This is a genomic window from Streptomyces sp. NPDC050560 (assembly GCF_044457285.1).
Lineage (GTDB): Bacteria > Actinomycetota > Actinomycetes > Streptomycetales > Streptomycetaceae > Streptomyces.
In genome coordinates, this window is record NZ_JBITGT010000020.1 from 1 (window position 1) to 23,197 (window position 23,197).

Consider the following 23,197-nt stretch of genomic DNA (forward strand, 5'->3'; position numbering starts at 1 on the left):
GCGGTGAAGACTCGACACCTCCACCACACCGGAGGTCTTCGCCATGATCAAGCCCCGCCAGCGTTAACAACGCTCATGATCAATACACCTAGGCCGTGTCGTTCGGATCTTCGCGGGGGTGCGACGCCAGCTACGGCACCTCGCCGCGTTGTCGGGCACGCCCACGTACGCCCAGTACGCGGACGACCCTCCGCCTTGCGAAGCACCGCATCTGACGCCGCACCCTGGTCCACGAAGATCCAAACGACACGACCTAGGCCAGCGCCTCCCGCCCGTGCGGGGTCTCCCACAGGGCCGGGTCGGGGCCCATGGCGACGATGCCCGTCGGGTTGATGCCGGTGTGCACCCGGTAGTAGTGCTGCTTGATGTGGTCGAAGTCCACCGTGTCGCCGAAGCCCGGCGTCTGGTAGAGGTCGCGGGCGTACGCCCACAGGACCGGGTCCTCGGCGATCTTCCACTGGTTGCACTTGAAGTGCGTGTGGTAGACGACGTCGAAGCGGACCAGCGTCGTGAAGAGCCTGATGTCGGCCTCCGTGATGCCGTCCCCGACGAGGTAGCGCTGCCCCGCCAGCCGCTCGGAGACCCCGCGCAGCCGCCGGAAGAGCGCCGTGCACGCCTCCTCGTACTCGCGCTGCCCGGTGGCGAAGCCACAGCGGTACACGCCGTTGTTGACGTCGCGGTAGATCCCGTCCATCACGCGGTCGATCTCCGCGCGCAGCGGCACCGGGTACAGGTCGGGCGCGCCCGGCCGGTGCAGTGCGGTCCACTCGGTGGCGAAGTCGAGCGTGATCTGCTGGAAGTCGTTGGTGACGAGTTTTCCGCTGGGGACGTCGACGATCGCGGGCACGCTGACCCCGCCCGGATAGCCGGTCTCCCTCGCGTCGTACGCCTCGCTGAGGTAGCGGATGCCGAGCACCGGGTCGCGGCCGCCGGGGTCGAGGGTGAAGCGCCAGCTCCGGTCGTCCTGGAGCGGGTCGGCGACGGCCAGCGAGAGCGCGTCCTCAAGGCCGAGCAGCCGCCGTGACACCAGGGCGCGGCTCGCCCAGGGGCACGCCTTGCTGACCACGAGCCGGTAGCGCCCCGGCTCCACCGGCCAGCCGTCGGCGCCGTCGGCCGTGATGCGGTCCGCGAAGTGGCTGCGGGAGCGCTTGAAGGGCTTCCTCCCGTACGCCTCGTTGCCCCCGGGGGTGGTGGAGGTGCTCATCGCGTACTCCTTCCGTGCCGCGGCGGGCAGGGTGTGCGCGGGGCCGCCCGTGGTCCGCGGGGCGGCGCGGACGGCCTCTCCACCGACGATCGTACGTGCGTCCTGTGCGCCTGTCCGGGCGGCGGAACCCGGCGGGCGGCGGGTGTGCGGGCCCCGGGGCGAGGCCGGGTGTCTCGATACGCCCGGTGCGGGTACCCGGCGACGCATGAGCATGAGTGAGCAGAGCACGCAGACCGTTCTGGCGTTCTCCGACGTGCTGGTCGGGGTCGGCGCCTTCGTGGGCGCGCTGATCATCGCGGGCGTGCTGCTGTGGGCCTTCCTCTGGGGCCAGCGCAGCATGGAGCGCGAGCGGCCGAGGCCGCGCGCCGACGAGCAGCCGCACCTGCCCGACGGCGGCCCGGTCGAGGAGGAGAGCGAGCGGCGCGAGCCCGAGGAGCTGTCCCCGCGCGAGGACCGCGACCGGCTGACCCCGCACACCATCCCGGGCTTCGGCAACTCGGGCAGCAGGCGCAGCGACAGCCAGCGCCCCCGCAAGTGGAGCCCGGGCTCCAGCGGCTCCTTCGGCAGCGGGGGGCCCGGCGGCAGGCGCTGACACCCCGCGGCGCCGCGGACGCCCGGCACCGGAACGCCACCGGCCTCTGGCGGGCCGTCCGCCGCCGCGCTCACTCTCCCCGGGGCGCACGACCCCGGGCGAGGGGCCGCCGAGACCGCGGCCCCGGGGCGCGGCACCCTCAGACGTCCACGTCCGCGAGGGCCCGGCCCAGCGCCGTGGCCTGCCGGGTGACGATGCCCGGGGTGTCGATCAGCGCCGCGTCCACCACCCGGGCGAGGCCCTGCGGCAGGGACGGCGCCCGCTGCCGCACCGGCAGCGCCGCGTCCCGCAGCAGCACGAGCAGCGGGTCGGTGCCCGCGGGGAAGTCGCGCGGGGCTGCCCCGGTGAGCATCCGGCACAGCACCGCCGCGGCGCCCCACACATCGGCCTCGGGTCCTGGCTCCGGGTGGCCGGTGAGCCGGGTGCGCGGCAGATACGCCGCGGTGGCGGTCGTCGCACCGGCCCGGGTGAGGCCCGCGAGGCCCGCCCGGTCGAACGCGCCGTCCACCCCGAAGCGGCCGAGCTTCACCACCGGACTGCCGCCCGTCCCCTCGGCCGTGGCGGTGACCAGGACGTTCGACGGTGCCACCGCGCCGTGCAGCAGCGGGGCCCCGGGCCCGCCGTGCGCGTACGCGAGCCCGTCAAGGAGCCCGACGGCGACGGCCACGGCACGCGCCGGGGGCAGCGTGCCCCCGTGCGCCGTGAGCAGTTCCTCCAGGGTGCCGCCCCCGCAGTGCTCGTACGCCAGCCAGTAGCCGCTGCCGTCGTCGCGGGCACCGCCGTCGTACAGGCGCGCGATCCGCTCGTGCCGCAGCCCGCGCAGCCGCTGCACCGCCCGCAGGAACGCGTCGCCGTCGCCGCCGGGGCCCGCGGCGCGCAGCGTCACCAGGTCGACGAGGTCATCGCCCGGCAGCCGCCTGGCGAGCCGCACCACACGGCCCGGCGCCCTGGACAGCTCCCGCAGCGCCTCGTAACCGGGCGGCAGCGACACCTCACCCTCGGGACCGCCCCGGGGCGCGGCGGCGCGGGGTTCGACGCCGATCCGCAGCAGGGTCTCTCCCAGCCGGATCTCGTCCCCGTCCACCAGGTCCCGCCCCGCCGGGGCGCCGCCCGCGTGGCCCGGGAAGGCGGCGATCTCCTCGCCGTTGACGCGGGTGGCGGCGGTGCCGAGGCCGCGCAGCCGCAGCGCGGGCGGGTTGACGTCGAGCAGGCAGTGGTAACGGGCCGCGCGCTTGTCGGTCCTCGGCAGCCGCGGGCGGCAGTCGGACGCCCGGCCGATCACACAGGTGGCACGCGTCTCGAAGCGGTACTCCGTCCCCGCTGCGGGTCCCTTCACCACCGTCAGCCGTACCACCGCGGCGCTGTCGCTCATGTCTCTCCACGTGTCCCGCGACCCCCTGCCGCCGGTCGCCCCACGATAGCCGTGGTCAGACGCCCGCTCCTGAGCCGGGGGCGGGCGCCGCCCGGCGGCGGGCCGGCCCGTTACAGCCACACGGCCCCGGGTACCCGGGCAGAACCCGGCGCCATGAGCCCCGCCCGCGCACCCGGAACGCGGCCGGGGGCCGCACTCGGGCCCGGCACGGTACCCGCGTCCGGATGAGAGGAGCCGACCCCATGGCTGTAGCGACGTACACCCTCGTCGCCGTCGACTGTCCCGACCCGTCCGCGCTCGCCGCGTTCTACGCGGGCGTGCTCGGCGGCGAGGTCAGCAAGAACGACGACGACTGGTACGACCTGCGGCTCCCGGGCGGCGAGCGGATCGCCTTCCAGCGCGCCGAGGACCTGAAGCCGCCGGAGTGGCCGCGCGCCGACCGCAACTCACAGCAGCTCCACCTCGACTTCGACGTGCCGGACATCGAAGCCGCCCAGGAAGCGGTGCTCGGCCTCGGGGCCACCCCGCTCGACCTGGACGACGACGGCGGCAGGCGCCGCTTCCGGGTCTACGCGGACCCGGCGGGCCATCCCTTCTGCCTCTGCTGGAGCTGACCCGGAGCGGCCGGGCCCTGAGCGGCGGGCGGACACCGCACCCACCCCCGAGGAGAGGACCGAGCGACCAGGAAAGAAGAACAACAAAGAACATCGACAAAGCGCGAAAGCGACAAGCCGACAAGGTGCGGAAGCGACTTCCGAAGAGACCGCGAGCGGAGAGGGAGGCCCCAACGTGGCGGCCCGCGAGACGCCCCGGCCCTCGCAGCGGCCCCGGCCCGTGCCGAGGGACATGCAGGACCAGCAGTACACCGGAGGCGAGGACAGGCTGGACCTCGACGCGCTGAAACGCCGGGTGAGCGAGAAGACCAGCGACGGCAGCGGCCGGGTCCGCACGAAGGCCGAAGGGACCAAGACCGAAGGGACCAAGGCCGAGAAGACCGGCGACACCCGGGACGGCGGGGGTGACCGGGACGGCCCGGATGCAGAGGAAGGCCCGGGCGGCCAGGAGCCCCGGGGCACCGAGGACGACGCCTACCGGGAGCCCCCCGACTAGGGAGTGTCTTCAAAAGAGCGTCGTCCGCCTGGAGGGCGGGGTCGGGGTGGTCCGGTGCTCCCCCACTGCCCGAAGGGCGTGGGAGGTGCCCCCATCGCAAGGCGGAGGAGGGAGTCGACGCGGCGCGTCGGCGACCGACGACAACGCGGCGTGGGGGCACCTCCCGGCCGAAGGCTGGGGGAGTGCGTGCCGGGCCGGCCCGACCAGACGGGCTTTTGAAGACACGACCTAGGGGAACCGGCAGCACCCGACGGAAGGACGGCGGCAATGAAGGCGGTCACCTGGCAGGGCAGGCGCGACGTCCGGGTGGAGACCGTGCCCGATCCCGCGGTCCAAGAGCCCACCGACGCGGTCATCAGGATCACGTCGAGCGGCCTGTGCGGCTCCGACCTGCACCTGTACGAGGTCCTTACCCCGTTCATGACCGAGGGCGACATCCTCGGGCACGAGCCGATGGGCGTGGTGGAGGAGACCGGCTCCGAGGTCTCCGGGCTCTCCCCGGGCGACCGGGTGGTGGTGCCCTTCCAGATCGCCTGCGGCACCTGTTACATGTGCCGCGAGGGCCTGCCCACGCAGTGCGAGACCACCCAGGTCAGGGAGCAGGACATGGGCGCCCCGCTGTTCGGCTACACCTCGCTGTACGGCAGCGTGCCGGGCGCCCAGGCCGAGTACCTGAGGGTGCCGCAGGCGCAGTACGGGCCGATCAAGGTCCCCGAGGGGCCCGCGGACGACCGGTTCGTCTACCTCTCCGACGTGCTGCCCACCGCCTGGCAGGCCGTGCGCTACGCGGACGTGCCCCGGGGCGGCAGCGTCGTGGTCCTCGGGCTCGGCCCCATCGGCGACATGGCCTGCCGGGTCGCACGGCACCTCGGCGCCGACACCGTCATCGGTGTCGACCTGGTGCCCGAGCGCCTTGAGCGGGCCCGCGCCCGCGGCGTGGACGTCCACGACCTCACCGCGTTCGACAGGCAGCAGGACCTCGTGGACGCCGTCCGGGACAGGACCGGCGGCCGGGGCCCCGACGCCGTCATCGACGCGGTCGGCACCGAGGCCCACGGCAGCCCCGTCGGCCGCACCGCCCAGCAGGCCGCGGGGCTGCTGCCGAAGTCCTGGTCCACGCGGCTCACCGAGAAGACCGGCGGCGTCGACCGGCTGGCCGCGCTCCGGCTCGCCATCGCGCTCGTGCGCCGCGGCGGCACGATCTCCGTGAGCGGCGTCTACGGCGGCTCGGCCTCCCCGCTGCCGCTGCTGACCATGTTCGACAAGCAGATCCAGCTCCGTATGGGCCAGGCCAACGTGCGCACCTGGAGCGACGAGATCATGCCGCTGCTGACCGACGAGGACCCCCTCGGCGTCGACGACTTCGCCACCCACCACATTCCCCTGGGCGAGGCGCCCGCCGCCTACGACACGTTCCAGCACAAGCGGGACGGCGCCGTGAAGTTCCTCATCCGGCCCTGAGCAACCCCAAAGGCCGCTCCCCGCCGGGCCCCGGCGCTCACCGGGCCCCGCGGCGCGCCCCGGGCGGCCTCGGCACGCGGGGCACCGCGCGGCGCGCCCCGCGGCGCAGCGCCATCAGCCGCGGATAGCGCTCGTGCAGCAACTGCGCGCTGCGGTCCAGCTCCTCCATCAGCCGCTGCGAGCGGTGCTCCATGTCCAGCTCGGCCAGGATGCGGTCCACCTCGGTCAGCAGCGCCCCGTAGAGCTGCCACTGCCGGGGGTCGCCGCGCACCACTTCGAGCAGCAGCCGGGCCGCGGACTCCCGCGCGGTCTCCGCCGCGGCAAGCTCCGAGCGCAGCCGCGACTCCGACCGCTCCGCGGCATCGCTGGTACGGGTGGTGACCAGCACCGCGAAGCTGACCATCGCGTCCGCCACGTACCCCAGCAGCTCCCGCACCGCGAGCGACACCTTGGGATCGAGCAGCCGCTCCTCCTCCCGCTCCTTGGCGAGATCGGTCAGCGTACGGGCCATCACCCGCACCACCACGGTGCAGATCTCCAGGGTGTCGAGGCCGGTGCGCAGCACCACCCGGTGCAGCCTGCCCTCCCGCACCCGGGGGTTGAGCCGCAGGCTGTCCTCCGCCTGCCGGAGCGAGGCGTCCACCTCGGAGATGTCGTGGTCGAGTTCGCGCGCCTCGTGCAGCCTGGCCGCCGCGTGCGACACCGGCGTGAACTCGTCGAGCTGGTCGCCGAGGCGCAGCAGCAGCCTGCGCATCCTGCGGGCCAGGTCCTGGACGGAGTCGCCGGCCGTCTCCACCCACAGCGGCGGCGCGAGGACCAGGTTGAACACGAGCCCGGTCAGCGCCCCGATCAGGGTCTCCAGCACCCGGTCCCAGGCGCTCGACGCCACCTGGGTGACCCCGAGCACCAGCATCGCGCTGATCGCCACCTCGGGCACGAACTCGTTCACCCGTACGTACCGGCCGATGGTCAGCGCCGCCAGGATGATCAGCCCGAGGCTCCACCAGCTCAGCCCCACGAGGGCGCTGAAGCCGATGGCGATGACCACGCCGACCACCACCGCGTTGATGCGCCGCACACCCGTCTTCAGGGTGGCGTACAGGGTCACCTGCACCACCAGCAGGGCCGTCAGCGGCGCGGTGAGCGGCGCGGGCTCCCGGCTGAGCTGGAGGGCGATGACGTACGCGATGGTCGCCGCCGCGGTCGCCCGCAGCCGCTGCACCGCCACCGGGTTGCGCAGCGCCTTCACCCAGGAGGCGTCCGTGTACGGGGCGAGGAGAGTGGTCACCGGGCGCATGCTCCGCCAGTTCCCCTTCCGCGTCACGGGACACCAGTGGGCCGTACGGGCGGGGCGCGGGGCGGCACCGGGCCCACGGCCACGGGCCCATTGTCGGCCGCGCCCCCGACGGCTGCCATCCGCGCGGCCGGCGGCGCCCCGCGCCCCGGCCCCCGGTTTCGCGGCCGGACGGCGTGGTACCCGCAGTCCACGCCCGCACCGGGTCCGGTGCGGTCCGAGGACCTGACGAGGGCGCGCCCCGACCAGCGCGGGGCGCGCCGGTGCGCGGAAGGAACCAGGATGGGCGTTGGCAAGAGGCTGCGGGAGTGGCCCGTCTACCGGCAGTTCACCGGCCGCGACCCGCTGGGCCGCGGCGACGCCGCGATGTCGGGCCACACCAGGCGGCTGCGGCCGCGCACCCACTCCGCCGACCGGGTGGTCGGCTCCATCTGCCCCTACTGCGCCGTGGGCTGCGCCCAGCAGGTGTACGTGAAGGACGACCGCGTCGTCCAGATCGAGGGCGACCCCGACTCGCCCGTCAGCCGCGGCCGGCTGTGCCCCAAGGGCTCCGCCACCCTCCAGCTCACCACCGGCGACTCCCGCCGCCACCAGGTCCTTCACCGCAGGCCGGGCGGCACCGAGTGGGAACCGCTCGACCTGGAGACCGCGATGGACATGGTCGCCGACCGGGTCGTCGAGACCAGGCGCCGCACCTGGGAGTGGGAGCACGAGGGCCTGCGCACCGCGCGCACCCTCGGCATCGCCAGCCTCGGCGGCGCCACCCTCGACAACGAGGAGAACTACCTCATCAAGAAGCTGCTGACCGGGCTCGGCGTGGTCCAGGTGGAGAACCAGGCCCGGGTCTGCCACAGCGCCACCGTCGCCGGCCTCGGCACCAGCTTCGGCCGCGGCGGCGCCACCACCTTCATGCAGGACCTCCAGAACTCCGACTGCATCGTCATCCAGGGGTCCAACTACGCCGAGGCCCACCCGGTCGGCTTCCAGTGGGTGATGGAGGCCAAGGCGCGCGGCGCCACCGTCATCCACGTCGACCCCCGCTTCACCCGCACCAGCGCCCTCGCCGACCTCCATGTGCCCATCCGCGCCGGCACCGACATCGCTTTCCTCGGCGGCATCGTCAACCACGTGCTGACCGAGGGCAAGGACTTCCGCGAGTACGTCCTCGCGTACACCAACGCGGCCACCCTCGTCGGCGAGGACTACCGCGACACCGAGGACCTCGACGGCGTCTTCTCCGGCTTCCGGGAGGAGAGCCACAGCTACGACCCGCGGAGCTGGCAGTACGAGAACTCCCGCGTCCAGCAGCCGACCGGCGACGTCGACCAGCTCTACGAGGAGCGCGCGGACGAGGCGGCAAACTCCCGGGCCAGGACCGGCACCGCGGGCGCCGCCGAGACCAGCGGCTCCGGCGGCCACCCCGCCCACCCCAACCCGCCGACCGACCCCACCCTGACGCACCCGCGCTGCGTCTACCAGATCCTCAGGCGGCACTACGCCCGCTACACCCCCGAGTTCGTCGAACGCACCTGCGGCATCCCCCGCGCCACCTTCCTCAAGGTCTGCGACGCGCTCACCTCCCACTCCGGGCGGGAGCGCACCAGCGCCTTCTGCTACGCCGTCGGCTGGACCCAGCACTCCGTCGGCTCGCAGTACATCCGCGCCGCCAGCGTCCTCCAACTGCTCCTCGGCAACATCGGCCGCACCGGCGGCGGCATCCAGGCCCTGCGCGGCCACGCCTCCATCCAGGGCTCAAGCGACATCCCCACCCTCTTCAACCTGCTGCCCGGCTACCTCCCCATGCCGCACGCCCACGCCCACCAGACCCTGGACACGTTCATCACCGCGAGCCGCACGGAGAAGGGCTTCTGGGGCGACATGCGGGCCTACTTCGTCAGCCTCCTCAAGGCGTACTACGGCGACGCGGCCACCGCGGACAACGACTACTGCTTCGACCACCTGCCGCGCCTCACCGGCTCCCACTCCACCTACGACACCGTTCTCGAACAGCTCGACGGCCGCTGCAAGGGCTACTTCCTGATGGGCGAGAACCCCGCCGTCGGCTCCGCCGACACCCGGCTGCAACGCCTCGGCATGTCCCGCCTGGAGTGGCTCGTCGTCCGCGACTTCTCCCTCATCGAGTCCGCCACCTGGTGGAAGGACGGGCCCGAGATCGAGACCGGGGAGCTGAGGACCGAGGACATCGGCACCGAGGTCTTCTTCTTCCCCGCCGCCGCCCACACCGAGAAGTCCGGCTCCTTCACCAACACCAACCGCTGGGTGCAGTGGCACCACGCCGCCGTGGAGCCCGACGGCGACGCCCGCAGCGACCTCTGGTTCATGTACCACCTCGGCCGCCGTGTCAAGGAGCGGCTGGCCCGCTCCACCGACCCCATGGACCGCCCCGTCCAGGACCTCACCTGGGACTACCCGGTCGAGGGCCCCCTCGCGGAGCCGGTGGCCGACGCCGTGCTCGCCGAGATCAACGGCCACGGCCCCGACGGCGCGCCGCTCGACTCCTACACCCGGCTCAGGGACGACGGCTCCACCCGCTGCGGCTGCTGGATCTACTGCGGCGTCTACGCCGACGGCGTCAACAGGGCGGCCCGCAGGAAGCCCCACACCGAGCAGAGCTGGGTCGCCCCCGAGTGGGCGTGGGCCTGGCCCGCCAACCGCCGCATCCTCTACAACCGCGCCTCCGCCGCCCCCGACGGCACCCCCTGGAGCGAGCGGAAGGCGTACGTGTGGTGGCAGCCGGAGGAGGGCCACTGGGGCGGCCACGACATCCCCGACTTCATCGCCGACCGCCCACCGGGGTACGTGCCGCCCGACGACGCGCGCGGCCCCGACGCGCTGCGCGGCGACGACCCGTTCATCATGCAGGCCGACGGCAAGGGCTGGCTCTTCGCCCCCGCCGGTCTGGAGGACGGCCCGCTGCCCACCCACTACGAGCCCCAGGACTCCCCGTTCGGCAGCGCCCTCCACCCGGGCACACCGCGCTCCCCGGCACGCGGCCTGCGCCCCCGCGAGGGCAACCGCTACCACCCGAGCGGCGACGAGCCGGGCGCGGACGTCTTCCCGTACATCGTCACCACCCACCGGCTCACCGAGCACTTCACCGCGGGCGGCATGAGCCGCTGGTCGCCCTATCTCGCCGAACTCCAGCCCGAGTTCTTCTGCGAGGTCTCGCCCGCCCTCGCCGCGGAGCGCGGGCTCACCCACGGCGGCTGGGCCACCGTCGTCACCGCCCGGGGCGCGGTCGAGGCCCGCGTCCTGGTCACCCGACGGATCACACCGCTGACCGTACACGGGCGCACCGTCCACCAGATCGGGCTGCCCTTCCACTGGGGCCCCAACGGGGTCGTCACCGGCGACGCGGCCAACGAACTCGTCGCCATCGCCCTCGACCCCAACGCCCATATCCAGGAGGACAAGGCCCTCACCGCCGACATCGTCCCTGGCCGCCGCCCACGCGGCGCCGACCTGCCCCGGCTCGTCGCCGAGTACCGGGCGCGCGCGGGCATCACCGCCGACACCGGCACGGAGGCCCGCACATGACCGACGCGCCAGGCACCACCGACGTCTTCGACGCGGCCCGCCACCTCTTCAGCGGCCCGGAGCCCGACCCCGCGGGCGACGCGGGCCATCGCGACGCGCCGCCCCGGGTCGGCTTCTTCACCGACACCTCCGTCTGCATCGGCTGCAAGGCGTGCGAGGTGGCCTGCAAGGAGTGGAACGCCGTCCCCGAGGACGGGCTCTCGCTCAGCGGGATGTCCTACGACAACTCCCTCGGCCTCGGCGCCTCCACCTGGCGGCACGTCGCCTTCATCGAACAGGGCCCGCCGTCGCCCGACGGCCGTACCGAACTGCCCCTCGTCGAGACCGGCACCGGCGGCGGCCGGGACGCGGCGGGTCAGGACGCGTCCGGCGGCGCGGCGGGGGAGCGGGACGGCGGGGTGCGCTGGCTGATGTCGTCCGACGTGTGCAAGCACTGCACCCACGCCGCCTGCCTCGACGTGTGCCCCACGGGCTCGCTCTTTCGCACCGAGTTCGGCACCGTCGTCGTCCAGGAGGACATCTGCAACGGCTGCGGCTACTGCGTCCCCGCCTGCCCCTACGGCGTCATCGAGCAGCGCGAGCACGACGGCCGCGCCTTCAAGTGCACCCTCTGCTACGACCGGCTCGGCGCGGGCCAGGAACCGGCGTGCGCCAAGGCGTGCCCCACCGACTCCATCCAGTTCGGCCCCCTCGACGAGCTGCGCGAACGCGCCGCCCGCCGGGTCTCGCAGCTCCACGACGCCGGGGTCGGCGACGCCCGCCTCTACGGCCACGACCCCGAGGACGGCGTGGGCGGCGACGGCGCCTTCTTCCTGCTGCTCGACGAGCCCGAGGTGTACGGACTGCCGCCCGACCCCGTCGTCACCACCCGGGACCTGCCCGCCATGTGGCGGCACGCGGGCGCCGCCGCGCTCGCCCTGCTCGGCGGCTGCGCCGCCGCCCACGCCCTGCCCGCCCTCGCCCGCGGGCTCGCCGGGAGGAGCGCACGATGAGCGGTTCCGACGTCACCCGGCACGGCATCGAGGGCGCGAGGCCAGGACGCGACGCCGCCCCCGGGGTGCTGCGCGGCGGCCCCGGCAAGCGCCGCGGGCGCCGCCGCGGCGAGCAACCCATGGTGCCGCGCGCCGAGTTCGGCTCCTACTACGGGCGGCCCGTCATCAAGGCACCCTCCTGGGCCGCCACCGACATCGCCGGTTATTTCTTCCTCGGCGGCCTCGCGGGCGCGGGCTCCGTGCTCGCCGCCGGCGCCCACCTCACCGGGCGCCGCACCACCGCCACCGCCCTCAAAGTGTCGTCGCTGGCGTCGGTGTCCCTGTCGGCCGCCGCCCTGGTGCACGACCTCGGGCGGCCCGCCAGGTTCGCCCACATGCTCCGCGTCCTCAAGCCCACCTCCCCGATGAGCGTGGGCTCCTGGCTGCTCAGCGGCTACGGCCCCGCCGCGGGCGCCGCGGCCGTGAGCGCCGTCACCGGGCTGCTGCCGCGCGTCGGCGCCGCCGCAACCGCGGGCGCCGCCCTCCTCGGGCCCGCCGTCGCCTCCTACACCGGGGTGCTCGCCGCCGACACGGCGGTGCCCGCCTGGCACGGCGCCCACCGCGAACTGCCGTACCTCTTCGCCGCGTCGGGGACCGCCGCCGCGAGCGGCATGGCGCTCCTCGCGGGCCCCGCGGCGGAGAACGCCCCCGCCCGCTGCGCCGCCGTCCTCGCCGCCGCGGCGGAGCACGGTGTCACCCGGAGCGCGGAGCACCGCCTCGGCATGGTCGCCGAGACCTGGCAGCAGGGCAGGGCCGGGACTTTGCTGCGCTGCGCCAGGGCCCTCACCACCGTCGGCGCCGCGGGCGCCGCCGTACTCGGCGGGCGCAGGGGCGCCGCGGCGGCCTGCGGCCTCGCCCTGCTCGCGGGCTCCGTCTGCACCCGCTTCGGGGTGTTCGCCGCGGGCATCGCCTCCGCCGACGACCCCGTCTACACCGTCGGCCCGCAGCGGGAGGCGGCGCGGCGCGAGGCGGCCCGCAGCGACGGCGACCACCACACGACACACCCCCAGGAAGGGAGCGATTGACCGTGCTCAAGGACGACACGGCCCCCACCCATGTCCAGGTGGAGCTGAGCGGCTGCGCCCCGGACGACGCGCACGCCGTCTTCGCGGCGCTGCGCGCCTCCTTCGCCTCCGACCGGGCCCCCGACGACGTGCCCCAGGGCACCCCGGGCCCAGGACCGACGGTGTGGGCGGCCACCTTCGACACCGCCCGCACCGGGCGGCGCGCCGCGCCCGCACGGCTCGCGGCGCCGGTCACCGCCGATGTCCAGGGCGGCTACCGCGCGGTGGACACCCTGCGCGCCACCCTCTGCGACGCCTTCGCCGTCCGGGTGGTCGGCATGGCGGCGGGCGACCAGGAGAACGAGGTGCAACTGCGCCTCGACAACAGGACCGCACGGGACGACCGGGGCGAGGGCACCGGCGGGCACGTGCGCTGACGCCCCGCCCCCGCGAGACGCCCCGCCCCCGCGAGACGCCCCGCCCATGCGAAGGGATGGCCGCCATGACCGATCTGCAAGGCAAGCCACTGGCCGTCGTCACCGGCGCTTCCAGCGGCATCGGCCGCGAACTGGCCAAGGAGTTCGCCGACCACGGCTTCGACCTGGTCGTCGCCGCCGAGGACTACCGCATCGAGGACGCGGGCGACGAGGTACGCGCGCACGGCGCCGACGTCCTCACCGTCCGGGCCGACCTCGCCACCCGGCGCGGCCTCGACCGCCTCACCGCGGCGCTCTTCGCGGGCGCCCGCCCGGTCGCCGCCGCCGCGCTCAACGCCGGGGTGGGGCAGGGCGGTTCCTTCGTCCACACCGACCTCGCCGACGAGGAGCGCATCATCGACCTCAACGTCACCTCCACGGTGGCGCTCGCCAAGAACCTGCTGCCCGCGATGGTGGAGCGCGGCACCGGCAGGGTGCTCTTCACCTCGTCGCTCGCCGCCACCATGCCCGGCGCCTACCAGGCCGTCTACAACGCCTCCAAGTCGTTCGTGCAGTCCTTCGCCGAAGCCCTCATGACCGAGCTGGAGGGCACGGGGGTGACCGTCACCTCGCTGATGCCGGGCGCCACCGACACCGAGTTCTTCGAGCGCGCCGACATGCTCGACACCCGCCTCGGCAGCGGCGACAAGGACGACCCGGGCCTCGTGGCGCGCCAGGGCTTCGAGGCGATGATGGCGGGCAGGCCCCGGGTGGTCGCGGGCTCCCCGGGCACCAAGGCCCAGGAGCTGGCCAACAAGGGCCTGCCGGACCGCGCCAAGTCCCGCCTCCACGGCAGGATGGCGGAGCCGGGCTCCGCCGGGGACTGACCTCCGGGGGCCGCCGGGGCGCGCCCGGCGCACCGCCGCTCAGTCCGAGTGCTCCCGCAGCGAGGGCTCCCGCAGCGCCGACCGTCCCGCACGCCAGGCGTCGGTCAGCCGGGCCCCGAGCCGCCCGTCGAGGAGCACGGTCGCGTGCACACCGAAGGCCACCTCGGGCGCAAGGGCGGGCTCCAGATCGAGCAGACCCCCGATCACCTCACGCCGCACCACCTGCTCGTGTACGGCGTCTGCCTCCACATGCTCGGTGTAGAAGTGCTCGGCGGCAGGCCCCGCGCCCGTGCGCCGCATGGCGTGGGCCAGCCGCTCCGACGCGGGCGACGACGTGATCTCCACGGTGGCGAAGTGCCCCACGAGCGCCCCGCGCAGCGCCCGGTGCAGCCCGAGCAGCGACATCAGGTTCACGGTCGCGAGGGCTTCCGCGGGCGCCGCGTCCACATGGCGGCCGTAGGCGGTGTCCACCCCCAGGTCGTCCATCAGCGCGGCGAACAGCGCCGCGTGGACCCGGTCGGCGCGGCCCGCGCCGAACTCGTCGTACTCCACCGCCACCATCGCCGCCTTGGCGCGCCCTCGCAGCCGGGGGATCACCCAGGCGTGCGGATCGGCCTCCTTGAGGTGGTACAGCGACCGTACGGCCGCGTACTCCCGAAGCTGCCACAGCTCGCCCCGCCGCCGCAGGAAGCGGCTGACATCGGACTCCGCCTCCGCTCCGCTCTGTACGGAGTCCTCCACCAGGAGCCCGTCCAGGGCCTCGGCGAGCCCGGTGCGGGGCGTGTCCCGGCGCAGCGCCGCCTCGAAGCGCTCTTCGAGGCCGCGCCGCAGCGCGAGCAGCGCCGGGTCCCACTCGCGCTCGTCCGCCACCCCCGCGAAACCCCGGTAGTGCAGCTCGTACAGCGTGTACAGGGCGAGTTGGAGGTCGTCGCCGTACGGGTCGAGCCCGGCGGCGGCGCGGGCGCCGGGCGGCGCGGACGCGGGGGAGCGCAGCGCGTCGAGCAGCGCGGCCGACACCGCGCCCCTGGCGGCGGGCAGCGAAGGACCCGCCTGCGGCGGTGCGCTCATCCGCGCCCACCCCCCGCGCCGTCCGTGGGCGCGGCGGTGCGGCGGGGGCGGCGGCGGTGGCTGGTGTCGCACCACGGGTAGATGCCGCTGCGCCCGCACCGGCACACCGCCACCACGAACCGGTCCGACCTGGCGGTGGCGCCGTCGTCGAGGGCGATCTCCACGGGCCCCTCCACCAGCATCGGACCCCCGGGTTCGAAGGCGATGCGGCGGGGCTCACGGTCAGGGGCGTTCGGCACGGACGACCACCAACTCCTCCCACGGTGCCCCGGCGCCGCTGCGGCGCCGTACCAGGCCGCGCCCGGCGAGCCAGTCGAGCCGGGAGCGCAGCACAGGACCGAACGGGATCTCGGCGCGGTCGCTCACCTCGGCCCGCAGCCCGCCCTCCGCGAGCAGCCGCAGGGTGCGCCCGGTGTCGCACAGGCCCGAGTGCACCATCAACAGCACCCCGCCCGGCCGCAGCGCCGCGGGCGCGCCCGCGCAGACCCGGTCCACCAGCGCCCGGCCGTCGCCGCCCGCGTCCCAGGCCCGCGCCGCGCCGCGGCGCGGCACCCCGGCGCCCGGGGACGGCACATACGGCGGATTGCTGACCACCAGGTCGAACGAGTCCCCGACGACGGGCGCGAACAGGTCACCGCGCCGCACCCGCACCGGCTGCCGCAGCCGCCGCGCGTTGAGCCGCGCCGCCAGCACGGCGGGCAGGGCCGCGTCGACGGCCGTCACCCTGCCCCCGAGCCGCGCCGCGCACAAGGCGAGCGCGCCGCTGCCGGTCCCGAGGTCGAGGACGGCGGCCCCCGGCGCGAAACCCTCCCGGCACAGCGCCCTGACGAGGAGCAGGGTGTCGGCCCCCGGCCGGTACACACCGGGCACCGCCAGCAGGGGCCCCGGCGGGCCGGCCTGCTCGGCCGCGGTCGTCACCGGCATACGGGTCTCCCCTCGGAGGCTGTCTCACGGTGCTGTCGAGGCGTACGAGTACCCGTCGGGCGGAGGTTACGCGGCCCGGTCGCGAACCGCCCCGCGGGCCGGGTCCGTGGGTGCGCCCCGCGGGGCCGCCCGGCTCAGGCCCCGTTGAGCTGCGGCAGCACCTTCGTGCGGTAGAAGTCGAAGAAGCCCTGCTGGTCGGGGCCGATCTGGTTGACGTACACCGTGTCGAAACCGGCGTCGACGTACTCCCGTAGCGCCGCCGCGTGGGCGTCGGCGTCCGAGCCGCAGGTGATGTGCTCCGCCACCCGCTCCGGTGTGACCAGCTCGTTCGCCTGCTCGATATGGCGGGGCGTCGGCAGGATCTGGGACAGCTCGCCCGGCAGTTGCTCGCTGGCCCACAGCCGGTGCGCGGTCTGCACCGCCTCGTCGCGGTCCAGTGCCCAGCACACCTTGAGCCCGGCCGCCACCGGCTTGGTGCCGCCCCCGCTGCGCCGGAACCGCTCGATGGCCTCGGGCACCGGCGCCATCGTGATGAAGCCGTCCCCGATGCGGCCCGCGATCTCGGCGGCCTGCGGCCCGAACGCGGACACGTCGATCGGCACCGGCTCCCCGGGGAGCGTGTACAGCCGGGCGTTCTGCACGGTGAAGTGCCGCCCGCGGTGGCTGACCTGCTCGCCGCGGAAGAGCCTGCGCATGATCTGCACCGCCTCCTCCAGCATTTCGAGGCGCACTGCCGCCTCGGGCCACTCGTCCCCGAGCACGCTCTCGTTCAGCGCCTCGCCGCTGCCGACACCGAGCCGGAAGCGGCCGTCCAGCATCACCGACGACGTCGCCGCGGCCTGCGCGGTCACCACGGGGTGGATGCGCCGGGTCGGGCAGGTCACGGCGGTCTGCACGGGCAGCGACACGGCCTCGGAGAGCGCGCCGATCACCGACCACACGAACGGGCTCTGGCCCTGCTCCGCGGTCCACGGGTGGAAGTGGTCCGAGATCCACAGCGAGGTGAAGCCCGCCTGCTCCGCCATCCTCGCCTGCTCGATGAGCGCCTGCGGGCCGTGCTCCTCGCTCGACAGGAAGTAGCCGAACTCCGTCATGGATTCCTCCTTCTCGGGGCGGCGCCCGCGTCCCACGGTGCCCGTGCGGTGGAGTGCGGGTAACCGGCAGACCCGGTGCTAACCGCCGCCGGGCGCACGGAAAGCGGCCGCATGGCACACGGCGGCGCAGGAGTGGTGGTGGGGGAGCGGTGGTGGGGAGAAAGGCGGTGCGCGCGGCGGGGGCTCAGCCGACGGGGACGAACTCCCACCGCTGGCCGGCCGCGCCCCGGTCGTCCCACTGCTGCACGTTCGCACCGTCCGCGCGGCTGCCGTCCGCGACGTCGAGGACCCGTCCCGAGCCCACGTTCACGACCGCGTACCGGCCGGTCCGCGCGTCCGGCCGCAGCAGCCACCGCTGGGCGTCGCTGCTGGTGTACTCCCACACCTGCACGCTCGCTCCGTTCTCCAGGCTGCCGCCGCAGACGTCGAGGTACTTGCCCACGTCGGGCCGCCGCACGACATACGCCCCGTGGTCCGCGTCGTAGCAGAGCGACCACTGCTGGCCGCGGCTGCCCCGCGGGCCGAGGCGCTCCCACTGCTCCACGCTGACGCCGTTGTCACGGCCGCCGCCGGGAACGTCGAGGACCTTGCCGGAGCCCGCGTTCACCAGCAGGTAGACGCCGTCGGGTACCCGCTCGTCCATGGCACGCCTCTCCCTGTCCCGGAACGGAAGGCCCGCGGGCGCCGCGCCCGGGGGTCGGGCCGCGCCCGGCGCGCGCCGGGCGGGCATGCCGTGGCCGTGGTGCGGCCGGCGTGCCGAGAGCGCCACCGGCTGAGGGAACCTTACGCGAACCGGGCCCGCGCCGGGCGGCCGACCGCGGGCGCCGCCGTGAACACCCGGCGCCGCCCGCCGCCCCGCCGGGGTCAGGCGGGCTCCTCCCGCACCACGTCGGCCGGCCTCTTGTCGTCGCGCAGCCCCTCGAAACGCGGATGGCGCAGCATGCCGTCGCGGGTCCACTCGCCGAACGAGACCTGGACCACGAGTTCCGGGCGGGTCCAGTGCGGGGCGCGCTCCGCCACCCGGGTGGCGAACGGCGACGCGGACTGCTCAAGGCCGTCGAGACGGCGCCGCAGCCGGGCCAGCGTGGCGCGGTCGTAGCCGGTGCCGACCTTGCCCGCGTACCGCAGCCGCCCGCTGCCCGGGGCGTCGTAGTAGCCGAGCAGCAGCGCCCCGAAGCCGGCCCTGCTGCCGGACGGCTCGGTGAACCCGGCGACCACGAACTCCTGGCCGCGCGCGCACTTCAGCTTCAGCCACTGCGGCGACCTGCCCGACCGGTAGCGGCCGTCCGCGCGCTTCGCGATCAGCCCCTCCCAGCCGCGGGCGCAGGCGTCGGCGAGCAGTTCCTGGCCCCCGGAGTTGCGGTGGGTGGTGAACCGCAGCGGGCCGCCGTACGTCAGCGCCCGCCGCAGCAGCGACTTGCGGGTGCGCAGCGGCAGGCCCCTGGTGTCGACGCCGTCGAGCCTGAGCAGGTCGAAGAGGTAGTGCGTCACGGCGACGTCGCTCGCCGCCACGTCCCGGGGCCTGGTGAGCCCCATCCGCTGCTGGAGCCTGCCGAAGTCGGTGCGGCCCCCGGAGAACGCCACGACCTCCCCGTCCACGGTGAAGTCCTCGCAGTCCTGCGCGGCGAACGCCGCCGCCACCTCGGGGTAGGTGTCGTCGAGGCGCCGCCCGGTGCGCGACAGCAGCCGCACCCGGCCGCCCTCGCGCACCGCGAGCACCCGTACCCCGTCGAGCTTCCGCTCGAAGATCCAGGAGTCGGAGAACGCCCGCCGGTCGCTGAGCGTCGCCAGCATCGGCGAGGCGGCGATCTCGACGCCAGGCCGCGCGGTGCGCAGCGCCCGCAGCCGCTCCTCGGACAGCCGGTCGAAGGGCCCGCTCACCGCCGCGCGCCCCGCTTCGCCGGCCGGTCGGACTCCCACACGTCGTCGGGGTCGTCGGCGACCTGGCGCAGGGTACGGCCGCTGCGGGCGGAGCGCGCCCGGTGCGGGTCCGGGGTGCCGGGCCGGTCCCGCTCGGCCCTGGCGCTGCCCGTCTTCACCAGCAGCCACGCCTCGCGCTCGCCGTCGCCGCCGCTCCTGAAGCGGCTGAGCGCGAAGCCGCCGCGGAGCTTCGCGCCCCGCAGCTCGAAGCGGGCGTGGCCGTGCCGCAGGGACTCGGCGAAGGGCACCGGGCGGCCCCTGCGGTCGTGGCCGACCGGCAGATAGGTGCCCTGGTCCCAGACGATGACGGTGCCGCCGCCGTACTCGCCCTTCGGGATCACCCCCTCGAAGGTGCGGTAGGCGAGCGGATGGTCCTCCGTCGGCATCGCGAGCCGCTTGTCGTGCGGGTCGAGGGACGGGCCCTTCGGCACCGACCAGGACTTCAGCACCCCGTCCACCTCAAGCCTGAAGTCGAAGTGGAGGGTGGTCGCGTCGTGGATCTGCACCACGAACAGCGGCTCTCCGCTCCCGGCGGCGGAGCGGGAGCGCGTGCCGCTCGGCTCGCCCGTCCGGTCGAAGCGGCGCTTGCCGCGGTACGTGCGCAGCCTGTCCTCGCCGCTCATCTCGGCCTCCCTCCGCCGTACGGGCGTCCGGACGCGGCCCCGAGTACCCCGGGAACGCCGTATGACCACACGCCCGCGGCCCCGCGGTGCCGTCACCGCCCGTCGACGGTGAAGATCCCCCCGGTCGGGTCGCGCAGCGTCGCGCCCTGCCCGGCCGGGCCGCCCTCCGCGCCGCCGGGCGCCAGCACCGTGCCGCCGTGCCGGGTGGCCCGCGCCGCGCACTCCGCCACGTCGTCCACCCGGAAGTGGACCTGCCAGCGCGGCCGGTCGAGCGGGTCGGACGCGGCGGGCGAGGCGCCCGACCACAGCCGCGCCACCGGGTGCCCGCCGCTGCGCAGCACCACCTCGTCGGCCACGTACTCCACCGTGCAGGCGTCGGGGTGCGCGCCCGCCCACTGGAGCACCTCGCCGTAGAAGATCGCCGCGGCGAACGCGTCCTGGGTCCGCAGGCCCATCCACACCCCGGCGTGCGTCCGCCACGCCTCCCAGTGCCGCAGCAGCCGCCCCTCCCAGATCCCGAAGACCGCGCCCTCCCGGTCGGAGGCGAGCGCCCCGCGCCCGGTGGCCAGCGGCAGCGGGCCGACCGCGATGGTGCCGGTGCGCTCCCTGATCCTGGCCGCCGTCTCGTCCGCGCTGCGCACGGCGAAGTACGGGGTCCACGCCACCGGCGCCCCCTGCGGCGAGCCGAGCCCGGCCACCGGGACACCGCCCGAGACCGCCACCCGGAACTCGTCGCCCCACTTCGCCCGGTGGAAGCGCCATCCGAACACCGCCGCGTAGAACTCCTGCGCCGCGACGAGATCGGGGGTGGTGAGGCTCACCCAGCACGGCGCCCCGAGGACGGACTCGGTGGAGGTGGTTCCGTCCGCTGTCGCTGATCCTGCCCTGTGCGTGTTCATCACCGCAGAGTGTCCCGCCCCTGGAGCGGACAGCCCGGGATATCACCGCCCCGGCGCGGGAGTTTCACGCGGGAGGTGAGAAACCCGCCCCCGAGGGAACCCGGTGCCCCGTCCGCGGCGCGCCCCGCCGCGGAGTTCCGGCGCGCTACGGAGGGAACGGATCGGCATGCGTCCACGCGGCGGCACCCACGGCGACGCGGCACGGGCGGCTGCATGAGCGCCCCCGGCCGCGCCCCGGCCCACGACCTCGACCACGCCGGCGCCCCGGTGCTTGAGGCGCTGGAGCGCTACCGGGAGCGCGGCGAGGCGGCCTTCACGCCGCCGGGACACAAGCAGGCGCGCGGCGCCGACCCGCGGGTCCGCGCGGTGCTCGGCGACGCCGCCTTCGCCGGGGACGTGCTCGCCATGGGCGGCCTGGACGAGCGGCGCGAGCACGGCCGGGTGCTGGAGCGCGCCGAGGACCTGATGGCGGACGCCGTCCACGCCCGCCACACCTTCTTCTCCACCTGCGGCAGCTCGCTCTCCGTGAAGGCGGCCATGCTCGCCGTCGCGGGCCCCGACGAGGAGCTGCTGATCGGCAGGGACGCCCACAAGTCGGTGATCTCGGGGCTGATCCTCTCCGGGGTGCGCCCGGTGTGGGTCGAGCCGCAGTGGGACGCCCGCCGGCATCTGGCGCACCCGCCGTCGCCCGCCGCGTTCGACGACGCCTTCCTGGCGCACCCGGACGCCAGGGGCGCCCTGGTCACCAGCCCCACCCCGTACGGCGCCGGTGCGGACCTGCGGGCCGTCGCCGAGGTCTGCCACCGGCGCGGGCTGCCGCTCGTCGTCGACGAGGCGTGGGGCGCGCACCTGCCGTTCCACCCGGACCTGCCGGTGTGGGCCATGGACGCGGGCGCCGACGTCTGCGTCACCAGCATCCACAAGATGGGCAGCGGCCTCGAACAGGGCTCCGTCTTCCACCTCGGCGGCGAACTGATCGCGCCCGAGGTGCTCGGCTCCCGCGCCGGCCTGCTCGGCACCACAAGCCCCTCCGTGCTGCTGTATGCGGGCCTCGACGGCTGGCGGCGCCAGATGGTGCAGCACGGCCGTGAGCTGCTGGGCGCTGCGCTCGACCTCGCGGCCCGGGTGCGCGCGGACATCGAGGCGATCGAGGGGCTGCACGTCAACGACCGCGCCGACTTCTGCGGCCCCGGTCTCGCGCACGACTTCGACCCGCTGCCCGTCGTCATCGACCTCGCCGCGCTGCCCCTCAGCGGCTACCAGGCGGCCGACTGGCTGCGCGCGCGGCACGGCGTCGACATCCACGTCTGCGACCACCGCCGCATCACCGCCCAGCTCACCCACGCCGACGACCGGGAGACCACGGAGACGCTGCTCACGGCCCTCCAGGACCTGTCCGCGCAAGCGGCCCGGTTCGAGCCGCCCGCCCCCGTGGCGGTCCCGGACCCCGCCGAACTGCGGCTCGCCCAGACCTGCTCACCCCGCGACGCCTACTTCGGACCCGTCGAGGACGTGCCCTTCGCGGCCGCCGCGGGCCGTGTCGCGGCCGAGACGATCACCCCCTACCCGCCCGGCATCCCCACCGTGCTGCCGGGCGAGCGCCTGACCGAGCCCGTACTGCGCTACCTGCGCACCGGCGTCGACGCGGGCATGCACCTGCCCGACCCCCACGACCCGGACCTCGACACCGTGCGCGTCACGGCCTAGCCCAAGAGGGCACGACCGAAGGAGAACCGCGTGGCACCGTCACACACCCCGGCGCCCCTCCAGGGCCTCACCTCCGTCGTCACCGGCGGCTCGCGCGGCCTCGGCCTGCTGATGGCCGACCGGCTCGCCGCCCGCGGCAGCACCGTCACCCTCGCCGCCCGCGACCCGGACGAACTCGACCGCGCCGCCGACCTGCTGCGGGCCCGCGGCCGCCACGGCATCCGCACCGCCGTCTGCGACGTCGCCGACCGGGCCGCCGTGCGCGACATGATGCGCACCGCCGCGCACGGGCGGGGCGGCATCGACACCGTGCTGGCCTGCGCGGGCATCATCCAGGTCGCCCCGGTACGCGACATCGGCGCCGCCGAGTTCGAGCGGGCCATGGACGGCATCTTCCGCGGCGCCCTGCACACCTCCCTCGAAGCACTGCCCTACCTGCGGGAGAGCCCCGCGGGCGGACGGCTCGGCCTGATCGGCTCGGTCGGCGGGATCGTGGCGCCGCCGCACCTGCTGCCGTACGCCTGCGCCAAGTCCGCCGTCGGCGCCCTCGCCGAGGGGCTCCACGCGGAACTGGCCAAGGACGGCGTCTCCGTCACCGCCGTGCACCCGGGACTGATGCGGACCGGCTCCCACCTCCAGGCCGAGTTCGGCGGCGACGCGGGCCGGGAGTTCGGCTGGTTCTCCGCGCTCGCCGGAGCCCCGCTGGTGTCCATGGACGCGGCGCGTGCGGCGGAGCGTATCGTCGCCGCCGTCGAGCGCCGCCGCACCCGGATCGTCCTCACCCCCGCCGCCAAGGCCGCCGCCGTCCTGCACGGCATCGCGCCCGCCGCCACCACCCGGCTCACCGCCGTGGCCGACCGGCTGCTTCCGGCGCCGACCGGCACCGCGGGCGGGCTGCGCAAGGGCCGCGACACACCGCCGCCCGCCCACCCCGTCGCCGCCCGGCTGCGGGCCTGGGGCAGCGCCCTCGGCGACCGCGCCGCCACCGCCTACAACGAGCGCCCAGCCGCACCCCGGCCACAGCACCGGTGAG

Annotated in this window: 22 protein-coding genes; 11 read left to right on the forward strand and 11 right to left on the reverse strand. The window is 75.1% G+C overall.

Features of this window, described 5'->3' with window-relative positions:
• Positions 1-253 precede the first annotated feature (253 nt).
• The gene (locus ACIBIW_RS33020; protein WP_399341611.1) at positions 254-1,204 is read right to left on the reverse strand and encodes a glutathione S-transferase family protein; all 951 of its coding nucleotides are present in this window, start codon (positions 1,202-1,204) and stop codon (positions 254-256) included.
• A 205-nt stretch (positions 1,205-1,409) separates the two neighbouring features.
• On the opposite strand from ACIBIW_RS33020, the gene ACIBIW_RS33025 reads away from it, so the two are divergent.
• The gene (locus ACIBIW_RS33025; protein WP_399341613.1) at positions 1,410-1,796 is read left to right on the forward strand and encodes a DUF6479 family protein; all 387 of its coding nucleotides are present in this window, start codon (positions 1,410-1,412) and stop codon (positions 1,794-1,796) included.
• Between the two features lie 139 nt (positions 1,797-1,935).
• Here ACIBIW_RS33025 and ACIBIW_RS33030 read toward each other — a convergent pair whose 3' ends face one another.
• Complete coding sequence (locus ACIBIW_RS33030) at positions 1,936-3,168, reverse strand: protein kinase (protein WP_399341615.1); 1,233 nt, start codon at positions 3,166-3,168, stop codon at positions 1,936-1,938.
• Positions 3,169-3,410: 242 nt separating this feature from the next.
• Here ACIBIW_RS33030 and ACIBIW_RS33035 point away from each other — a divergent pair, with 242 nt between their 5' ends.
• The 3 genes from ACIBIW_RS33035 (at position 3,411) to ACIBIW_RS33045 (ending at position 5,739) form a co-directional block, all read left to right on the forward strand.
• Positions 3,411-3,782, forward strand: coding sequence for a VOC family protein (locus ACIBIW_RS33035; protein WP_399341618.1), 372 nt, complete (start codon positions 3,411-3,413; stop codon positions 3,780-3,782).
• A 175-nt stretch (positions 3,783-3,957) separates the two neighbouring features.
• Positions 3,958-4,278, forward strand: coding sequence for a hypothetical protein (locus ACIBIW_RS33040; RefSeq protein WP_399341620.1), 321 nt, complete (start codon positions 3,958-3,960; stop codon positions 4,276-4,278).
• Between the two features lie 267 nt (positions 4,279-4,545).
• Positions 4,546-5,739, forward strand: a complete 1,194-nt coding sequence (locus tag ACIBIW_RS33045; RefSeq protein ID WP_399341622.1) for an alcohol dehydrogenase catalytic domain-containing protein — start codon at positions 4,546-4,548, stop codon at positions 5,737-5,739.
• A 37-nt stretch (positions 5,740-5,776) separates the two neighbouring features.
• On the opposite strand, the gene ACIBIW_RS33050 is transcribed toward ACIBIW_RS33045, so the two are convergent.
• Positions 5,777-7,036 (reverse strand): aromatic acid exporter family protein, encoded by a 1,260-nt coding sequence (locus ACIBIW_RS33050; protein ID WP_399341624.1) that lies wholly within the window; start codon positions 7,034-7,036, stop codon positions 5,777-5,779.
• 279 nt (positions 7,037-7,315) lie between these two features.
• On the opposite strand from ACIBIW_RS33050, the gene fdh reads away from it, so the two are divergent.
• The 5 genes from fdh to ACIBIW_RS33075 all read left to right on the forward strand — a co-directional run bounded on the left by fdh (position 7,316) and on the right by ACIBIW_RS33075 (position 13,929).
• Positions 7,316-10,591 carry a formate dehydrogenase gene (fdh, locus tag ACIBIW_RS33055; RefSeq protein WP_399341626.1) on the forward strand — a complete coding sequence of 1,092 codons (3,276 nt, stop codon included), beginning with the start codon at positions 7,316-7,318 and terminating at the stop codon, positions 10,589-10,591.
• Positions 10,588-11,583 (forward strand): 4Fe-4S dicluster domain-containing protein, encoded by a 996-nt coding sequence (locus tag ACIBIW_RS33060; protein WP_399341627.1) that lies wholly within the window; start codon positions 10,588-10,590, stop codon positions 11,581-11,583. The genes fdh and ACIBIW_RS33060 overlap by 4 nt, the downstream gene beginning before the upstream one ends.
• The gene (gene nrfD / locus ACIBIW_RS33065; RefSeq protein ID WP_399341629.1) at positions 11,580-12,647 is read left to right on the forward strand and encodes an NrfD/PsrC family molybdoenzyme membrane anchor subunit; all 1,068 of its coding nucleotides are present in this window, start codon (positions 11,580-11,582) and stop codon (positions 12,645-12,647) included. Before ACIBIW_RS33060 ends, nrfD begins: the two co-directional genes overlap by 4 nt.
• Positions 12,648-12,649: 2 nt before the next feature.
• Positions 12,650-13,063 (forward strand): hypothetical protein, encoded by a 414-nt coding sequence (locus tag ACIBIW_RS33070; RefSeq protein ID WP_399341827.1) that lies wholly within the window; start codon positions 12,650-12,652, stop codon positions 13,061-13,063.
• 65 nt (positions 13,064-13,128) lie between these two features.
• Positions 13,129-13,929, forward strand: coding sequence for an SDR family NAD(P)-dependent oxidoreductase (locus tag ACIBIW_RS33075; RefSeq protein WP_399341632.1), 801 nt, complete (start codon positions 13,129-13,131; stop codon positions 13,927-13,929).
• Between the two features lie 39 nt (positions 13,930-13,968).
• Here the strand turns inward: ACIBIW_RS33075 and ACIBIW_RS33080 are convergent, their stop codons facing one another.
• The 8 genes from ACIBIW_RS33080 to ACIBIW_RS33115 all read right to left on the reverse strand — a co-directional run bounded on the left by ACIBIW_RS33080 (position 13,969) and on the right by ACIBIW_RS33115 (position 20,457).
• The gene (locus ACIBIW_RS33080) at positions 13,969-14,997 is read right to left on the reverse strand and encodes an iron-containing redox enzyme family protein (protein ID WP_399341633.1); all 1,029 of its coding nucleotides are present in this window, start codon (positions 14,995-14,997) and stop codon (positions 13,969-13,971) included.
• Entirely contained in the window at positions 14,994-15,236 is a 243-nt protein-coding gene (locus ACIBIW_RS33085; RefSeq protein WP_399341635.1) for a CDGSH iron-sulfur domain-containing protein, read from the reverse strand. Before ACIBIW_RS33085 ends, ACIBIW_RS33080 begins: the two co-directional genes overlap by 4 nt.
• Entirely contained in the window at positions 15,220-15,921 is a 702-nt protein-coding gene (locus ACIBIW_RS33090; protein WP_399341637.1) for a HemK2/MTQ2 family protein methyltransferase, read from the reverse strand. The genes ACIBIW_RS33085 and ACIBIW_RS33090 overlap by 17 nt, the downstream gene beginning before the upstream one ends.
• 134 nt (positions 15,922-16,055) lie before the next feature.
• Positions 16,056-17,015 (reverse strand): LLM class F420-dependent oxidoreductase, encoded by a 960-nt coding sequence (locus tag ACIBIW_RS33095; RefSeq protein ID WP_399341639.1) that lies wholly within the window; start codon positions 17,013-17,015, stop codon positions 16,056-16,058.
• Between the two features lie 184 nt (positions 17,016-17,199).
• A complete protein-coding gene (locus ACIBIW_RS33100) occupies positions 17,200-17,658 on the reverse strand; it encodes an RICIN domain-containing protein (RefSeq protein ID WP_399341641.1) in 459 nt (152 codons plus the stop codon).
• 221 nt (positions 17,659-17,879) lie between these two features.
• Positions 17,880-18,896 carry a non-homologous end-joining DNA ligase gene (gene ligD / locus ACIBIW_RS33105; RefSeq protein WP_399341643.1) on the reverse strand — a complete coding sequence of 339 codons (1,017 nt, stop codon included), beginning with the start codon at positions 18,894-18,896 and terminating at the stop codon, positions 17,880-17,882.
• Positions 18,893-19,558, reverse strand: coding sequence for a DNA polymerase ligase N-terminal domain-containing protein (locus tag ACIBIW_RS33110; RefSeq protein WP_399341645.1), 666 nt, complete (start codon positions 19,556-19,558; stop codon positions 18,893-18,895). Before ACIBIW_RS33110 ends, ligD begins: the two co-directional genes overlap by 4 nt.
• Before the next feature lie 92 nt (positions 19,559-19,650).
• A complete protein-coding gene (locus ACIBIW_RS33115; protein ID WP_399341646.1) occupies positions 19,651-20,457 on the reverse strand; it encodes a VOC family protein in 807 nt (268 codons plus the stop codon).
• Between the two features lie 213 nt (positions 20,458-20,670).
• Between ACIBIW_RS33115 and ACIBIW_RS33120 the strand changes: the two genes are divergently transcribed.
• Positions 20,671-22,164, forward strand: a complete 1,494-nt coding sequence (locus tag ACIBIW_RS33120; RefSeq protein WP_399341647.1) for an aminotransferase class I/II-fold pyridoxal phosphate-dependent enzyme — start codon at positions 20,671-20,673, stop codon at positions 22,162-22,164.
• A 30-nt stretch (positions 22,165-22,194) separates the two neighbouring features.
• Complete coding sequence (locus ACIBIW_RS33125; RefSeq protein WP_399341649.1) at positions 22,195-23,196, forward strand: SDR family NAD(P)-dependent oxidoreductase; 1,002 nt, start codon at positions 22,195-22,197, stop codon at positions 23,194-23,196.
• The last annotated feature ends 1 nt before the right edge of the window (position 23,197 follow it).

Coding starts and splice junctions, on each gene's coding strand:
- ACIBIW_RS33020 (WP_399341611.1), bottom strand. CDS start 1,204: ATGAGCACCTCCACCACCCCCGGGGGCAACGAGGCGTACGGGAGGAAG.
- ACIBIW_RS33025 (WP_399341613.1), top strand. CDS start 1,410: ATGAGCATGAGTGAGCAGAGCACGCAGACCGTTCTGGCGTTCTCCGAC.
- ACIBIW_RS33030 (WP_399341615.1), bottom strand. CDS start 3,168: ATGAGCGACAGCGCCGCGGTGGTACGGCTGACGGTGGTGAAGGGACCC.
- ACIBIW_RS33035 (WP_399341618.1), top strand. CDS start 3,411: ATGGCTGTAGCGACGTACACCCTCGTCGCCGTCGACTGTCCCGACCCG.
- ACIBIW_RS33045 (WP_399341622.1), top strand. CDS start 4,546: ATGAAGGCGGTCACCTGGCAGGGCAGGCGCGACGTCCGGGTGGAGACC.
- ACIBIW_RS33050 (WP_399341624.1), bottom strand. CDS start 7,036: ATGCGCCCGGTGACCACTCTCCTCGCCCCGTACACGGACGCCTCCTGG.
- fdh (WP_399341626.1), top strand. CDS start 7,316: ATGGGCGTTGGCAAGAGGCTGCGGGAGTGGCCCGTCTACCGGCAGTTC.
- ACIBIW_RS33060 (WP_399341627.1), top strand. CDS start 10,588: ATGACCGACGCGCCAGGCACCACCGACGTCTTCGACGCGGCCCGCCAC.
- nrfD (WP_399341629.1), top strand. CDS start 11,580: ATGAGCGGTTCCGACGTCACCCGGCACGGCATCGAGGGCGCGAGGCCA.
- ACIBIW_RS33075 (WP_399341632.1), top strand. CDS start 13,129: ATGACCGATCTGCAAGGCAAGCCACTGGCCGTCGTCACCGGCGCTTCC.
- ACIBIW_RS33080 (WP_399341633.1), bottom strand. CDS start 14,997: ATGAGCGCACCGCCGCAGGCGGGTCCTTCGCTGCCCGCCGCCAGGGGC.
- ACIBIW_RS33090 (WP_399341637.1), bottom strand. CDS start 15,921: ATGCCGGTGACGACCGCGGCCGAGCAGGCCGGCCCGCCGGGGCCCCTG.
- ACIBIW_RS33095 (WP_399341639.1), bottom strand. CDS start 17,015: ATGACGGAGTTCGGCTACTTCCTGTCGAGCGAGGAGCACGGCCCGCAG.
- ACIBIW_RS33100 (WP_399341641.1), bottom strand. CDS start 17,658: ATGGACGAGCGGGTACCCGACGGCGTCTACCTGCTGGTGAACGCGGGC.
- ACIBIW_RS33110 (WP_399341645.1), bottom strand. CDS start 19,558: ATGAGCGGCGAGGACAGGCTGCGCACGTACCGCGGCAAGCGCCGCTTC.
- ACIBIW_RS33115 (WP_399341646.1), bottom strand. CDS start 20,457: ATGAACACGCACAGGGCAGGATCAGCGACAGCGGACGGAACCACCTCC.
- ACIBIW_RS33120 (WP_399341647.1), top strand. CDS start 20,671: ATGAGCGCCCCCGGCCGCGCCCCGGCCCACGACCTCGACCACGCCGGC.